Origin of the sequence: Gemmiger sp. An50 (assembly GCF_002161595.1) — a bacterium.
Classification (GTDB): domain Bacteria; phylum Bacillota; class Clostridia; order Oscillospirales; family Ruminococcaceae; genus Allofournierella.
Genome location: NZ_NFID01000021.1, coordinates 39,555 through 55,331 on the forward strand (window position 1 = coordinate 39,555; position 15,777 = coordinate 55,331).

Here is a 15,777-nt window from a genome sequence, read left to right on the forward strand (position 1 = left end):
TTTGTCAGAAATCGATCTGGGGCTCATCCTGCCGCTCGGCAGCACGCTTTGCCCGCAGGGCTTCCTGCATTTCGATCTCGTCCTTCCGGCTCATGGGGTAGAACCACATGCCCACCAGGCTGCACACGTAACCAATGATGGGGATCAGGGTCATCATCAGCAGAAAGGCGGTCTGGGTGCCTTCGCTCTGTACGGCCAGCGCTTCATCGTAGCCCACCGCGGTCATGATGGAACCCATGAAGAAGGCGCTGAAGGCCTGGCAGCACTTGTTGATGAAGGTGAAGGTGGAGGATACCAGCGCCGAGTTGTTCATGCCGGTCTTCCACTCGGAGTAGTTGGCGGCATCCAGCACAGCGGCACGGCTGAGCATGTTGTTCAGGTTCTGGGTGAAGGCAATGGTGAGCAGGGTGAACATGACGGCGGTCACGCTCTTGCCCATGAGCATCATGGGCAGGGTGAGCAGGATGGCCAGCGCCTCCACCACGATGATGCTCCACTTTTTGCCGGTCTTGGCCACCAGGGGCTGCACGAAGAAGATCATCAGGAAGGACACGATGGTGCCCACGTAGCCGATGTAGCTGATCAGGTCGGTGCGGCCGCCCAGGTTGTAGGTAAAGAAATACAGGCGGGCGGCGTTGGAGATCTGCATGGCGAACATGTCGGTGCCGTAGGCGATCAGCACGCAGACCAGCGCCCGGTTCTTGAATACGGCCGCCATGCTCTGGGCAAAGCTCATCTTGGCGCCGCTGTCTTTTTTCTCGGCCTGGGCCGGATTGTAAACATCCAGCTTGCGCACCGACTGGGCGGACAGAATGAACAGGATGGTCGCTACCACGGCGATGCCGATGACCACCACGGTCCAGGCGTGGGGATCGTCCTGGCCGCCGAAGTGGTTCAGCAGGGGCAGCGCGAAGCTGGTGACCGCCAGGCTGGCAATGGTGCCCAGGGCCTGGAAGATGGACTGGATGCGGGTGCGGCGGGCCACGTCATTGGAAAGCATGATGGGCAGCGCCAGCTGGGGGATCTGCACCACCGTCCAGGCCAGGCTGTACATGATATAGATCACGTAGGCATAGACCAGATTCATCACCGGGCCGAACTGGGGGCAGGTGAACAGCAGCACGAAAATGATGCCCAGGAAAGGCGCGCCGAACACGATGAAGGGCCGGTATTTACCCCAGTGTTTGGTATTGGTGCGGTCCACGATCATGCCCATCAGCGGGTCGGTGACTGCGTCCACCAGACGGGCCACCATCAAAATCAGGCCCGCCTGGAAGGGGCTGATTTTGAGCAGGTTGGTGAAGAAGTACATCACATAGGTGCCAACGAACAGGAAAATCAGGTTGTTGGCGATGTTTCCGAGGCTGTACAGCCAAATATCTTTTTCTTTGGCTTCGCCCCGTGCAAGTGTTTTTGCCATGGTAGTTCCTCCCTTTTTTCTTTGCGCTTCGTTGTTGATCTATCTGGATTCCGGCCGTCCCGCGAGACGGCCGGGAACGCCTGTTTATTCCACCGTGACCGGGCAGGTGTAGGCCCGCTTGCCCATCACGTTCACCGCCGGGCCGGTCAGCTGCATCCGGGTGCGCAGGGGCAGCTGCTCGCTGCTGGTGCCCACCAGCACATCCAGCATGCCGGGCTCCACCACGAATTCCATCTCTTCGTTGTAGTAGCCCAGCTGGGCGCAGGCCAGCCGGAAGGTAACAGTCTTTTCTTCACCGGGGGCCAGATCCACCCGGGCGAAGCCCTGGAGCTGCTTGTTGGGCCGGGTCACATGGGCGCCGTTGAAGTGGGTGTACAGCTGCACCACCTCGCTGCCCTCCCGCTCGCCGGTGTTTTTCACAGTGCAGCGCACAGTGATTGTGCCATCGGTGGCTGCGGTCTTGTCCGCCTCCAGTCCCTCCACCGCGAAGCTGGTGTAGGAAAGGCCGTAGCCGAAGGGGTACAGGGGCTGGTTGGAGCCATCCACATAGCCGCCGGAGAAGATGGCGCTGGCAAAGCTGTCGGCGCCGTCGGTGTAGCCGCTGCCCACCTTGTGGTTGTAATACAGAGGGATCTGTCCCTCGCTGCGGGGGATGGTCACGGTGAGCTTGCCGCCCGGGTTCACGGTGCCGTCCAGCACGTCCGCCACCGCCTTGCCGGCGCTGGGGCCGGGCATCCAGGCCTGCAGGATGGCTGCCGCGTGCTCTGCCGCCCAGTTTACCGCGAAGCAGCCGGGGCCATAGAGCACCACTACAACCGGCTTGCCGGTGGCGGCTACTGCCTCCAGAAGCTGCTGCTGCACGCCGGGCAGCGCCAGGCTCTGACGGTCCTTGCCCTCGCCGCCGGTCACGTTGACCCAGCCGCAGTTGCCGCCCAGTGCCAGCACCGCCACATCGCTTTCCTTCGCAGCCTGCACCGCTTCCTCAAAGCCGTCGGTCTCCTGACCGGTGATGGAGCAGCCCTGGGCGTAGCGCACTTCATAGCGCCCGGCCAGCTCCTCCTTCAGGCTGGTGGCGCCCATGCCGCGCAGCACCTGGTTCATGCCGCCCAGCGCCTCCAGTTCGCCCTGCTTGTACATGTCAAAGGCCGCAGCAAAGGGACTCTTTGCCTTCTCTTCTTTTTTCTGGTTGGCCGCCTCGTCGGCCATGCCGTTGAAGCTCACCGCATTGGGCTGGGTGAGGGCCGCTTCCACCATCTCGATGTAGGCCGGGTAGGTGTAGCCACTCACCGGGTAGCGCAGGTTGTCCGCATGGGGGCCGATCACCGCCACCTTCGCACCCTTCTGCAGGGGCAGGGTGCCGTCGTTTTTCAGCAGGATCAGGCTCCGCTCGGCAATCCGGCGGCCCAGGGCCTGCTTGTCACTGTTGGTCATGGCCTCCTTCACCTTGCTCACATCCACATAGGGATGCTCGAACAGGCCATATTCAAACTTGATGGTCAGGATGCGCCGCACCGATTCATCCAGCAGCGCCTCGTCCAGCTGGCCGTCCCGCACGTAGTCCGGCAGCTGGGCAAAGGCAGCGCCCACCGGGATCTCGGTGTCCAGACCGCCCTTGCGGGCCAGCAGGCCGGCTTCCTTGTAGGTGTCGGCAATGTGGTAGAAGTTCCACATCTTCATGATGGCTGCGCCGTCGCTGGTAAGCATACCCTTGAAGCCCATCTTATCCCGCAGAAGCTCCCGGGCAATGTGCTTGTTCGCGCCCACCGGCATGCCGTCGATCTCGCCGTAGTTGGCCATCATGCCGCTCACGTTGGCCAGCTTGTCCGCCGCCTCAAAGGGGGTGGCAAAGGTCTCGTACAGCTCCCGGTCATTGATGCGGGCCGCGGCGCAGTTCAGGCCGGACTGGGTCTCCGCATAGCCCAGGAAGTGCTTGGCGATGCAGGCCACGCCGTTCTCCTTGTCGCCCTGCATGCCCTGGATGTAGGCAACGCCCATCTGGCTGATCAGGTAGGGGTCCTCGCCGAAGGTCTCGTAGGTGCGGCCCCAGCGGGGATCGCGGGACACGTCGATCACCGGGCTCATGGCGCTGTTCGCGCCCGCGGCCCGGCTCTCCTGACCGATGACCTGGCTCATCTCCTTTGCCAGCTCCGGCTGCCAGGTGCTGCCCACGTTCGCCATGGAGGGGAACAGGGTGCCGCCCGCGCCGGGCCAGCCGCACAGGTTCTCGGTCTGCATCGCCACCGGGATGCCCAGCCGGGTCTCCTCCACAAAATAACGCTGGATGTCGTTGGCGATCTTGGCAATCATCTCCGGGTCGGTCAGGCCGGCCATGGAATACTGAGTGAAGCGGCCGTGCCCGTTGGGGAACAGCTCCCGCAGCTTTTCTGCCTTTAACTCACCGTTCTCCACGCAGCTGGGCATCAGATGGCCGCACAGCTGGGCGGCCTTTTCCTCCAGGGTCATCCGGCTCAGCAGGTCTTCCACTCGTTTTTCCACGGGCTGGGAAGGATCTTTGTACAGTTCCATTGCTTGTTCCTCCTGTTTTCCTGAATCTTTATCGTAAAATGCTTTTATACATCGGCATTTTTCTTCGCAATCTACTTACATGTTTAAGTTTTCGCATCCCGGCTTTCCGCTTATTGGAAAGCGCTTCTTTGCTTAATCGTTTAAGTGCCTATAAAAAACGGCGTTTTCCACCGTTTTTCTGTTTGGAAGGTTCATTCCCTGCCCACCGGCATGGGAACGAGCACCTGCTCCGGAGTCCGGTCGCCGTCCAGCTGCTTGAGCAGCAGCCGGGCGCATTCCGCGCCCGCCGCGTAGCCCAAAAACCGGCAGCTGACCACCTCATCCCGCAGGATGGGAGACACGAACACGTTGGACAGTGTGGCCAGCCGAACCCGGCGGCCCACCTTGTTCAGCAGCTCCCACACGGGATTGATGAACATACCCCAGCTGAGCAGCACTGCGTCCCGCTCAGTGAAATCCTCCAGCACCGGCATCACCCGCTGGGACACATAGGGCCACAGCCGACGGGCGGTGTAAAGATCCTCGCTCTGGTTGGGGTTGGAATCGGGATGGTACATGGTTTCCTTGGTGATGGGGGCCCGCTCCACGATGAGGCGGCTGTTCTTGTACAAGCTCATGGCCCGGTGCACCCCCGCTTCACGCTGGGTTTCCTGGTAATTGTCCAGGTCCGGGCGGATGTAAAAGATGGTTTTTGCCCCCTCCGCCAGCAGGCGGCAGGTCATTTCGAAGCTGCTTTTCTCGTATTCCAGCTCCACGGTGGAATAGGGGCGTCCCTCCAGCCCGCAGTCGTACACCACAAAGGGGATCTGATGGTGCAGGATCAGCTCCTCCGCCTCCGGGGTGGGGCCCTCGTTGTCGCGCCCGATGAAGATCACGCCGTCCACCCGGCGCTCCAGCGCGTTGTTCACATAGTCGGCATAGATGCCATGGCGGCGTTCAAAGCCGCAGAGCATCAGGTTGTAGCCCTGCTGCTCCATTTTGTCCCGGATGCCCTGGAGCACCAGGTTGAACCGGTTGGTGTTCAGGTCCTTCTCAATGGCCACGCCCACGCAGTAGCTGGGGGACCCGCGCACCACCTTGGCGGCGCTGCTGGGCACATAGCCCATCTCCTGCGCGGCCTTCATTACCCGCTCCCGGGTCTGGGCCGAAATGGACTGCTTGGGGTTCTGGTTCAGCACATACGAGACCGTCGCGGGCGTGACACCCACCGCACGGGCAATATCCTTGATGGTCGGCCCGGACTTCATGGCGATCCCTCCTGCACTTTTTCGTTTAAGTCAACCCCATTATACCAAAGATTTTTCCACTGTAAAGCTTCTTTTGGTCATTTCGTACACTTCCACAACAAGCGCCCCGTTTCTTTGTGCGAAACAGCTTACACGATTCAGTAGCGTTTGAACAAAAAGCTCCCCGAAGCGAAAGCTTCGGGGAGCGTATTTCATGGGTGTTTTCAGGCCTTTTCAAAGACGGTGCGGCCGCCCACCAGGGTACGGACCACGGTGAGGTCCTCGTCCAGCACCACCAGATCGGCATCCCAGCCGGGACGAATGCGGCCCTTCTGGTTGCCCATCTTCAAAAGGTCCGCCGGGTTCTCGGTGAGCAGAGGCAGGACCTCTTCCACCGGGCGGCCGGTGAACTTGACCAGGTTTTTCAGCGCCTGGCCGGTGGTCAGAGTGCTGCCCGCACGGGTGCCGTTGCTGGCCAGCTTGGCGTCGCCGTCTTCCACCACCACGTCGTTCACGCCCAGCTTATAGTTGCCGTCCGGCAGACCGGCGGCCATGATGCTGTCGGTGATGGCCACCACCCGGTCCAGACCCTTGCACTTGATCAAAAAGCGCACAGTGCCCGGGTGCAGGTGCCGTCCGTCGCAGATGGCTTCGCAGTATACGTCAGTCTCCAGCACCGCGCCCATGATGGCGGGGAAATGCTGGTGCAGCAGCTTCATGGCGTTGAAGGTGTGGGTGGCGGAAGCCGCGCCCGCATCGATGCAGGCCATGGCGGTGTCGTAGTCCGCACCGGAGTGACCGATGGCCACCACCACCTCACCGGCAATCTGCCGGATCATATCCGGCACGCCCTCCACCTCGGGGCTCACGGTCATGTATTTGATGCTGCCCTCGGCCGCCTTCGCGTAGCGGCGGAACAGTTCGGCGTTGCCCTTCTGCAAAAGATGCTCGGGCATGGCGCCCTTGTACTCGCTGGCCAGGAAGGGTCCTTCCAGATGCACGCCCAGCAGCTGGGCATGGTCGCCGGTCTGGGCCTTGGCCTGCTTGATCTGCTCGATGCACCACAGGGTCTGCTCCGGCGTGTCGGTGAGCACGCTGGCCAGCCAGCCGGTGGTGCCCTGGCTGGCAAAGAATTTGCCGATGGTGTTGTTCAGCTGGTCGGCGGTGGCCGCGTTCACGTCCACCCCGGCGCCGCCGTGGGTATGTACGTCGATGAAGCCGGGCACCAGGCGCTTGCCGCCCAGATCCAGCACCTGGCAGCCCGCCGGGGCGTCCACCCGGGGCGCCACCTGGGCGATGGTTCCGTTCTGGATCAGGACCTCCCGGTCCTCAAAGCGGTGATTGTGGTAGACCCGTGCGTTTTTGATCACAAGTTCCATGACTGGTTTCCTTTCTGTGTTCTCCCGCCGCTCAGAAGGGCTGCTTGGCCGCGTTGGCGTTGGTGATGATCATGGCGTCCGGATGGTTCTGGATCAGGGTTGCCGGGAAGTGGGCACTCACCTCGCCGTAGGCTGCCTGGCGCACCACGCTGCGGTGCCAGTCGCGGAAAACGCCCAGACGAATCTTGCGGGCGCCCAGAATCTGGGCCATGCCGATGGTGATGCACTTCTTGGGCATGGCGTCGATGGCGCCGTTCAGATCGCCAATGGCGTTGGTGGTGCGGGTCTCCCGGCTGATGGTCAGCACACGGGTGTTCAGGGCGGCAAACTCCTCGGCGGTCAGCTCGTCCTGGGGCTCATTGAAGGCCAGATGGCCGTTGATGCCGATGCCTCCAAAGGTGATGTCCACCCCGCCCAGCTGCTCGATGACCCGCTGCACCTTCTCGGTATCGTGGGGGTCCGGGAAGACCCGCTGCTCCTCGGGCATCAGCAGCTCGGGGCCCACCTTGCTGTAAACGGTGCGCTCCATGAAGCCCCGGAAGCTCAGGGGGCTCTCCTTGTCGATCCACTCACCCTCGTCGGTGAGGTATTCGTCCATATTGATAAACCAGCAGTTTTTCAGGCTCACCCGGTCCCGATTGACCAGGCGCACGAAGATGGGATACTGACCCACCGGGCCCACCGGGCAGATGAACACGGTCTTCTCGCCCTTGGCGTTGTGCTCCTTGATGGTGTTCACCATCTCCAGTGCCAGCTCATAGAACACCTCGCCGGAATCCCCCAGCTTGAGCACAGGTACTTTTGCGTCCTTGCCCAGATCCTGGGCGCTGATCTGATAATATTCGTACATGACTGTTGACCCCTTTCCGAGAATCACTCAATTCAAAAACAGATGCGATATATTCAGCTCCCGGATCATCTGAACGATCTCCTTGGTCCGGGAACATCCGAACTTGTGCAGAAGGCCCTTGATCTGGGTCTTCACGGTCACCACCTCCACGCAGCGGATGGCGGCGATCTCCTTGACTTTTTTGTCCTGCAAAAGCAGCTTGACCAGCTCCCGCTCGGCGGCGGTGAGCTGGGATACATTGTTGATAAAAAAGAGCAGGCTCTTTTCCGAGCGGCGCAGCCGGTTGTATTCCTCCAGCACCACCTCCTGGATGCGGGAATCCATCATGGGGTGCCCCGCGTACACGCTGCGGATGTGCTCCAGCAGCTCGGCGTCCGGGCAGCCCTTCACGATGTAATCCGCCGCGCCGGTGGCCATGGCGGTGAGGATGGTCTTTTCGGTCTCGTGGGCGGTCAGATAAACCACACGGGTATCAATGCCCGCATCCCGGATGGCCTCCGCCGCCATAATTCCGGCGGAGAGACTCTCCATCTCGATGTCCATGAGCACCACGTCGCTCTTCACACTTTTGGCCAGCTCCAGGATTTTTGCACCGGTGGACGCTGTGCCCACCACCTGCATATCCGGCTGGGCGTTCAGCAGCTCGGTCATATCCTCCCGCAGAAGATCCAGATCCTCCGCGATCAAAATCGAGATCATTCCCCTTCTCCTTCCCGGTTCAGCACCACTTCCTCATGTTCACCGCTCTCCAGCAGCACGTCCGCGCCGGTGGAGCGGGCGGCATAGCGGGGCAGCAGGATCAAAAAGCGCGTCCCATGCCCTTTTTTGCTCTCCACCCGCAGATGGCCCAGGTGGCTCTTCACGATCTGGCGCACATAGTAAAGACCCATGCCCCAGTTCTGATTGGAGTTTTTGCTGGAGTAGAAGGGTTCAAAGATGCGTTTCTGCTCCTCCTGCAAGATGCCGGGCCCCTGGTCCGCCACCTCGATCACGGTATACAGCCGCTCGTTGTAGATGCGCAGCCGCACTGTCCGGTCCGGCCCGGTGCAGCCCGCCATCACTATGGCCTCCCAGCCGTTGGTGAGCAGGTTGTACAGCGCCTCCGCCAGGTGCACGGTATCCGCCAGAATCTTCACATCTTCCGGTGCCTGCACTTCGATCCGGCCCTCCGGATACTTGTGCCGGAACCGCTCGGCAGCCTTTTCGGCAACCCGGGCAGCAGGCACCACACTCAGATAAAGGCTCTTGGCCTTCACGCTCTGATACAGCTCCTCCATCCGCTGCAAAAGCGCCTCGTTGGTCTCGTCCAGCATGGCGCTGTATTGCCGCAGCCTTTCCAGGTCCGGCTCCGGCTCGGCCAGAGCGGACTTGATGCGCTTGTGCAGCACCCGGTTGGCCAGCAGCTGGTTTTTCATGCTGTGCACGAACACGCTCACGCCCATGTTGGCCGCGTCGAACTTGCGCTGCAGCACCAGCTCCTGCTGGTTTTCCGAGATATAGGTGTGGGTGTTGCGCAGCAGGGTGTAAAAGCACAGCACCCCCGCCGCGGCGGTGGTGGCAATCACCGCGATATAACGGCTGGGCGAAAGGATCGGGTTCAGGTACCAGATGCCCAAAAGCCACATGTAGTCGTTGCTGTAGAACAGATAGATCTGTGCCGGGTCCTGGGGGCAGTACATGGCGAACAGCAGCCCCATGCTCAGCGGCAGCAGCGCCTTGGCCAGGTACCGTTTTTTCAAGAACGAGATGCAGACACTGAAATACTCATAGACCAGCAGCACCGCTGCCAGCAGCAGATAGACCCAAATCCAGGCAAGGCTCGCCTGCACCAGAAACTTCTGCAGCTCCAGCCGGTTGTGGGTCAGCTGCTTGAACACCGGCGGCAGATACACAAACAAAGTGAGCGCCGGCAAAAGGAAGAATGCCCAGGCCTTTTTGCGCAGCGGCCGCAGCCAGGGGCTCAGGCTGTAGTGCAGCGCCAGGGACACCAGCAGCGGCGGAAAGGTATACCGCCCCACCGCCACAAAAAAGCCCAGCTGGCCCAGCGTCATCACCCGATACTGGAAAAAGCGGCGCACATCGCTGGTCAGATAAAACAGCGTCTCGATCTGGTTGCCGATGCCGCCCTTTTTGGCGATGTAGGTAAGGATGCCCAGCAGGAATACATCCAGCGAGAGCACCAGCCCCAGCACCAGCCAGCTTTCCTTGGAGCGGCGCACCGCAAGCAGCACACCGCTGCCCGCCAGCAGCAGAACCATCAGGATCAGGACCATGCGCCGCTCTCCCCCTTTCCTTTTACCCGAACACGTTTTCAGTAATCATACCAAAAAGCGCCCGGGTCCCGCGGAGGAATCCGGGCGCTTTTCCTATTTCAGTGTAAAGCGCGCAGGGCGTTTTGTAAAGGCTTTATTCGGCAGCGGCCAGCATGTTGTCGAACATGACATAGTCGGATACCGGTACCTCCGCCTCGATCTGGCCATTCTTCAGGAAGTCGTCCTGCTGGACCTTATACATCTTCTCCATGCTGCCGTCGTTGATGGACTCGATCAACTCGGCGCTGGTCTGCCACTCGGCGTCGCCGCGCTGCTGGTAGCAGGTCTCGTAATCGGTCTTGGTCTGGTCGGCCACCCACTGGGCGATCTGCTCGTAGTTGGCTTCGTCGGCGCGGAAGTCTTTCGCCTTCATCAGGGCCTTGGTGAAGGCCAGGATGGTGTCGGCGTTTTCCTCAGCATACTTGGGAGTCACGATCCAGCTGGAAACAGCGGCGGACTGGTCGGAGAACATCATGTTGTCGGCCAGGACCTTGTAGTTGTCGCCCATCTGCTCCTGGATGGTGAAGGTCATGGGGCTCCAGGCGGCACAGGCGTCCAGGCTGCCGCTCAGCATGGCGGTCACCAGAGCGGAGGCGTCCATCTCCTGAGCCTTGATGTCGTCCATGGTCATGCCGTGGGCTTCCAGAGCGTACTTCAGGATCTGCTCGCTGGAAGTACCGGAGGAGTAACCAACGATCTTGCCCTTCAGGTCCTCGATGGTCTCGATGCCCTTGGAGGCGTCGGTGACCACTGCGTCGGCGTTGCCCACATGGGCCATGCAGAAGATCTTGGCCTGACCCTGGATGGCCAGCTTATGAGCGCCGGAGCCGATGTAGCCCACCTGAACGCTGCCGGATTCCATGGCGGCGATGATGGTGGGACCGTCGGCGAACTCCATCAGTTCCACTTCCAGGCCCTGCTCCTCAAAGTAGCCGTTGTGCTGGGCGGAAACCACCTCGGCCAGGCTGCCGTAGTTGGGCATGTAGCCCACAACAACCTTGGTCTTCTCGCCGGTGGAAGCCTCAGAGGCGGTGGAAGCGGGGGCGCTGCCGGAAGAAGCGCCGCCGGTGCTGGTGGCAGTGGATGCGCCGGAGCCGCCGCAGGCGGCCATGCTCAGAGCCATGCAGCCCGCGATGAGCAGGGATAACGCTTTTTTCATGATTGTTTCCTCCTGTTGTGGTTTCGGCGGCCCTGGGGGCGCGCCGGAATATTTGATCCGGGCCGGCTGTTTCGTGCCCACGGCCCGGATGGGTACCGTTTTGCCGTTACTTGCGCACTGCCAGGTACTCCTGATACACCTGGCTCCAGATGTAGTTCTTCAGCTCCAAAAAGCGGGGGCTCATCTTGGTCTCCTGGGTGCGGGGATAAGGGATGTCGATGTCCACGATATCCTTGATGCGGCCGGGGCGTGCGCTCATGATGACCACGCGCTGGCCCAGGATGATGGCCTCTTCCACGTCATGGGTGATGAAGAAGCAGGTCTTCTGCTCCTTTTCCCAGGTGTCCAGCAGCTCGGTCTGCAGCTGGGTACGGGTCTGGGCGTCCAGAGCGCCGAAGGGTTCGTCCATCAGCAGCACCTGGGGGTTGGCGGCGTAGGCACGGGCGATGGCCACGCGCTGCTTCATGCCGCCGGACAGCTCCTTCGGGTAGTGGTCCGCAAACTTCTCCAGGTCCACCATCTTCAGGTATTTCTGGATCTCGGCCTCCGCCTGCTCGCCCTTCACGCCGCGCATATCCAGCGCGAACTTGATGTTTTTCTTTACGGTGAGCCAGGGGAACAAGGCGTACTGCTGGAACACCACGCCCCGGTCGGTGCCGGTGCCATGGACTTCCTTGCCGTTGCAGATCACCCGGCCGCTGGTGGGCTCGTGCAGGCCGGCGATGATGTTCAAAAGGGTGGATTTGCCGCAGCCGGAAGGGCCGACGACCGTGATAAATTCGTTTTCATGGATATCCAGGTTCACACCATTGAGGGCGACCATTTCGCCGTTGCGGCCATTGAATTTCTTGACCACATTCTCAATCTTGACCTTTATATCTCTCTCTTTTCCTGCCATCCCGTCAGCTTCCTTTCCAAAGTTTTGATGATTTTCTCGATGGTGATGCCAATGATGCCGATGATAATGATGTACAGCAGCATGGGAGCGGTCTCGAAGCTGTTGTTCAGGGTACGAATTCGCATGCCCAAGCCTGCGGAAGCGCCGGTGGATTCGGCAGCCACCAGGGTGGTCAGGGCAACGCCGGCGCCCAGACGGACGGCGGTGAGGATGAAGGGCAGGGTGGCCGGGGCAATGACCCGGATGAAGATGTCCTTATCCGATGCGCCCAGGATGCGGGCGGCTTTGATCAGGGTCTCGTCGATGTTGATAACGCCCTGGTAGATGGTCACGCACATAATGAGGAAGGTGGCCAGGGTGATCACGATGATCTGAGGTTTGCGGCCAACGCCCGCGCCGATGACCACCAGGGGAACGTAGGCCAGGGGCGGGATGTTGCGCACAAACTGGATCCAGGGCTCCAGGATGTTGCGCACCGGCTTGTACCAGGCCATCAGGATGGCCACCGGAAGGGCGATCACAAAGCCCAGCGCGTAACCGGCGAACACCGAAATCAAGCTGCTGCCGATATCGGTGAACAGGCAGCCACGGTCGATCATGACCTGGATCTGCTGCAGCACGACCACCACATTGGGGAAGCATCGGGCGGTGCTGGGCAGAATGGAAAGTATGTACCACAGGACCATCGCCGTTGCGAAGGAGATGAACAGCCACAACCGGTTCATCCACTTTGCATCCGACTGCAATTTGCTTTTCTTCATTGCGGACAAGCTCCTTTTTCTCAAGATTCATTTTCGCTGCCCCGCCCTGTGGCCGTGCACCTCACCGCTGGCATGGGACCGGTTTTTCTGCTTTTATTGTAGGATGCGGCCGAGCTTTCCACAAGTATGAAATTCTTTGATACCTTTTCTTGGTTTTTCTTCCCATTTTATCAGCCCTTTTGGGCAGATGCAACAAAAAGGCCCATCTTGCTTTGCGCAGGTGGGCCAATGGGCTGTGTTATTCTTTTGTAAGCCGGGAAAAGTTTATCAAGCTTTTCAGAACAAATTCCGGGGCAAACGCACGTCGGTGCAGGGTACCTTGTCCCAGTCGAATACCGCCAGCAGCTCCTCGGGGCGGGCGGGCTCGGGCTTGTCCAGCAGCCCCGCCAGAAAGGCCAGCCGCCCGATGATCTCGGGCGCGGTGTAGCGGCTCTGCAGCTGCTCCAGGCTCACGTCCCCGTCCCGTTTCGAGAGCCGCCGCCCGTCCTCCGCCAGCAGCAGCGGCAGGTGGTAAAACCGGGGCGCAGGCAGGCCCAGCAGCCGGTAGAGGTACAGCTGGCGAGGGGTGCTTTCCAACAGGTCGGCTCCCCGCACCACCTGGGTCACCCCCATCAGCGCGTCGTCCGCCACCACTGCCAGCTGGTAGGCGTACACTCCGTCCGACCGGCGCAGCACAAAATCGCCGCAATCGGTTTTCAGGTTTTCCCGGTACGGCCCCAGATGGCCGTCGGTGAATTCCACCGTTTTGTCCGGCACGATCAGGCGCATGGCGGGCTTGCGCCGGGCTTCCAGCTCCCGGCGCTGCTCCTCCGTCAGCCGGCGGCAGGTGCCCGGATAAACGGGGGTGCCGTCCTCCCGGTGGGGGGCACTGGCCGCATGCAGCTGGGCACGGCTGCAAAAGCAGGGATACACAAGCCCCTGCTCAGCCAGCTTTTGATAGTAGGAATGATAAATCTCATCCCGCTGACTCTGGTAGTAGGGGCCGTCCGGCCCGCCCTTGGAGCCGCCCTCGTCCCACACAAGGCCCAGCCAGGAAAGATCCGCCTCCAGCTGGTCCGCATAGATTCGGGGACAGCGGGCCTTGTCCAGGTCTTCAATGCGCAGCACCACCCGGCCATCCGCCTGCTTGGCGCTCAGCCAGGCCAGCAGGCTGCACATCAGGTTGCCCAGATGCATCCGCCCGGAGGGGCTGGGGGCAAACCGCCCGGTCTCACTCATGCTGCTTTCTCCCCCTTTGGCCGCGCCCATGCTGCGCTGCCCAGTTCTTCTGCTCCGGCGCGATGCGGTAGCTTTCCCGCATCTTCTGCAAAGCTTTGTTCCACACCACATCCGGCAGCTGTGCCGTTTCCATGGCGGCGATGGTCTTCTCAAAATCTGTGACCGCGAACACCGAGTAGCCCCAGGCCACGCCCATCCAGGCGTAGTAATCCGGCTGGCGGATAAGCCGGTACGCTTCAAAGCAGCGGTCCAACTCTTCGGGCCGGTTGAAGTGGGTCAGCAGCAGCACCGCCGCGAACCGGGCCTCAAACTCCCGGTCCGAACCGGCACACTGTTGAATCAGTTCAAAATATTCCTCTTTGTATATTCTTGCATCCCGCAGTCCGGCGCAGAAGCTGTCACACACCGCCCAGTTGTCGATGCAGGGCACAAACTGCCGGACCAGCTCCAGCCGGGCGGCCGAGTCCATTTTGGCCTTGCCGATGAGCATGCCCCGCAGCAGGACCTCCTCAAAGGTCTCGTCCGGCGCAGCCAGCTCAGCGGACCAATCCCCTTTTGCCAGCTCGGCGGCAGCCTTGCGCAGCAGCGGCAGCCGCACGCCCAGGTAGTTTTCCACACCGGGCATCAGCTTGTGTTGAAAGTCCCGGTAGGCCGGGTCCGCCTGGGCGGCGAGCCAGGCCCGGGTCTCGCCGGTCACAGGGCCACCTGATAGCAGCCGTCGCCGGTGCAGCGGATGGCCGCACCGAACCAGGCGGCGCAGGCGTCCGCCAGCCACTGAACGTCTTTCGCACCGGTCATCTCCACGCAGGAGTGCATGGCCAGCTGGGGCAGGCCGATGTCCGCCATGGGCACGCTCACCTGAGCACCCAGCAGGTTGCCCAGGGTGGAGCCGCCGGGCAGGTCGGGCCGGTTGTAGTATTCCTGCACCGGCACCTTGGAAACATCGCACAGGCTGTGGAACACCGCGCCGGTCACGCCGTTGGTGGTGTATTTCTGGCTGGCGTTGAACTTGAGCACCACGCCGCCGTTCAGCTTCACCGGGCTGGCCGGGTCGCTCATCTCGGCAAAATTCGGGTGGATGGCGTGGCCGTTGTCGGCACTGAGCAGCAGGCTGTTCGCCAGCGCACGGCGGCGGTCCTGCTCGCTCTCGCCCAGGGCCTGCCCGGCCCGGGCCAGCACGTCCGGCAAAAAGCTGCCGCAGGCGCCCTGCCGGGTACCGCTGCCCACTTCCTCATTGTCGAACAGGCACCAGACCCGGCCCTGCCGTGCCGCCGGGGCGCTCAAAAAGCCCCACAAAGTGGCCCAGGCGCAGCCCAGGTCGTCCAGACGGGGGCAGAGCAGAAACTCCTCTTCGCCGCCCACGGCCTGGCCCTTGTCCTTGCAATAAAGCTGCACGTCCGCGCCCAGAATATCCTCGGCGGCGCAGCCCGCAGCCTTGGCCAGAAGATCGTTGTAGCAGGCATTTTTATCCGCTCCGGCGAAGATGGCCTGCATGTCCTTTTTCAGGTCATACTTGTGGCCGTCGTTCACGGTGCGGTCGAAGTGGATGGCCAGGTGCGGGATCACCGCGCTCACGCCCCCCAGGTCCACCAGACGGCTCTCCACCCCGCTCTCGGTCTTCACCAGCACGCGGCCCGCGATGCCCAGAGGACGGTCCAGCCAGGCGGAGCGGATCATGCCGCCGTAGCCCTCGGTGTTCAGCATGGTGAAGCCCGCCTGCTGACCGGTGCCCTTCACCTTGAAGGAGGGGCTGTCGCTGTGGGCGGCGCTCATCCGCCAGCCCTCGCCCGCCGCCTGGGGCATCACAAAGGCGATCAGGCTGGACTGGTTGCGGGTCACGTAATATTTGCCGCCGGGCACAAGGCTCCAATTCTCGGTCTCGTTCAAGGCAGCAAAGCCCGCCTGCTCCAGCCGCCGGGCGCTTTCGGCCACCGCGTGGAAGGGGGTGGGACTCTTTTCGATGTAAGCAAACAGATCCTGATGGATTGCCATAACAATCATTCCTCTCTGAAAAAGCGTTTTGTCTGC

General features: G+C 61.5%; 13 protein-coding genes. All 13 read right to left on the minus strand.

Annotated features, from left to right (window positions below; genetic code table 11):
* Positions 1 to 4: 4 nt before the first annotated feature.
* Positions 5 to 1,420: an MFS transporter gene (locus B5G03_RS15380; RefSeq protein ID WP_087182550.1), complete on the minus strand. Its 1,416-nt coding sequence runs from the start codon at positions 1,418 to 1,420 to the stop codon at positions 5 to 7.
* Between the two features lie 84 nt (positions 1,421 to 1,504).
* Positions 1,505 to 3,946, minus strand: coding sequence for a glycoside hydrolase family 3 N-terminal domain-containing protein (locus B5G03_RS15385; RefSeq protein ID WP_087182551.1), 2,442 nt, complete (start codon positions 3,944 to 3,946; stop codon positions 1,505 to 1,507).
* Positions 3,947 to 4,137: 191 nt separating this feature from the next.
* Positions 4,138 to 5,193: a LacI family DNA-binding transcriptional regulator gene (locus tag B5G03_RS15390; RefSeq protein WP_087182552.1), complete on the minus strand. Its 1,056-nt coding sequence runs from the start codon at positions 5,191 to 5,193 to the stop codon at positions 4,138 to 4,140.
* A gap of 203 nt (positions 5,194 to 5,396) precedes the next feature.
* Positions 5,397 to 6,551, minus strand: a complete 1,155-nt coding sequence (nagA, locus tag B5G03_RS15395; RefSeq protein WP_087182553.1) for an N-acetylglucosamine-6-phosphate deacetylase — start codon at positions 6,549 to 6,551, stop codon at positions 5,397 to 5,399.
* Between the two features lie 31 nt (positions 6,552 to 6,582).
* The gene (locus B5G03_RS15400) at positions 6,583 to 7,401 is read right to left on the minus strand and encodes a sugar phosphate isomerase family (protein ID WP_087182554.1); all 819 of its coding nucleotides are present in this window, start codon (positions 7,399 to 7,401) and stop codon (positions 6,583 to 6,585) included.
* A gap of 27 nt (positions 7,402 to 7,428) precedes the next feature.
* Positions 7,429 to 8,100: a response regulator transcription factor gene (locus tag B5G03_RS15405; RefSeq protein ID WP_087182555.1), complete on the minus strand. Its 672-nt coding sequence runs from the start codon at positions 8,098 to 8,100 to the stop codon at positions 7,429 to 7,431.
* On the minus strand, positions 8,097 to 9,674 hold the full coding sequence (locus B5G03_RS15410; protein WP_087182556.1) for a sensor histidine kinase: 1,578 nt from the start codon (positions 9,672 to 9,674) through the stop codon (positions 8,097 to 8,099). The genes B5G03_RS15405 and B5G03_RS15410 overlap by 4 nt, the downstream gene beginning before the upstream one ends.
* Positions 9,675 to 9,807: 133 nt before the next feature.
* Positions 9,808 to 10,872 (minus strand): ABC transporter substrate-binding protein, encoded by a 1,065-nt coding sequence (locus B5G03_RS15415; RefSeq protein ID WP_087182557.1) that lies wholly within the window; start codon positions 10,870 to 10,872, stop codon positions 9,808 to 9,810.
* 106 nt (positions 10,873 to 10,978) lie between these two features.
* Entirely contained in the window at positions 10,979 to 11,770 is a 792-nt protein-coding gene (locus B5G03_RS15420; RefSeq protein ID WP_087182558.1) for an ABC transporter ATP-binding protein, read from the minus strand.
* Positions 11,746 to 12,531, minus strand: coding sequence for an ABC transporter permease (locus B5G03_RS15425; protein ID WP_087182559.1), 786 nt, complete (start codon positions 12,529 to 12,531; stop codon positions 11,746 to 11,748). The genes B5G03_RS15420 and B5G03_RS15425 overlap by 25 nt, the downstream gene beginning before the upstream one ends.
* A gap of 276 nt (positions 12,532 to 12,807) precedes the next feature.
* Positions 12,808 to 13,749 carry a tRNA glutamyl-Q(34) synthetase GluQRS gene (gene gluQRS, locus B5G03_RS15430; protein WP_164496676.1) on the minus strand — a complete coding sequence of 314 codons (942 nt, stop codon included), beginning with the start codon at positions 13,747 to 13,749 and terminating at the stop codon, positions 12,808 to 12,810.
* The gene (locus B5G03_RS15435; protein ID WP_162613433.1) at positions 13,742 to 14,446 is read right to left on the minus strand and encodes a DNA alkylation repair protein; all 705 of its coding nucleotides are present in this window, start codon (positions 14,444 to 14,446) and stop codon (positions 13,742 to 13,744) included. Before B5G03_RS15435 ends, gluQRS begins: the two co-directional genes overlap by 8 nt.
* A complete protein-coding gene (locus tag B5G03_RS15440; protein WP_087182562.1) occupies positions 14,443 to 15,741 on the minus strand; it encodes a M18 family aminopeptidase in 1,299 nt (432 codons plus the stop codon). The genes B5G03_RS15435 and B5G03_RS15440 overlap by 4 nt, the downstream gene beginning before the upstream one ends.
* Positions 15,742 to 15,777: the final 36 nt, after the last annotated feature.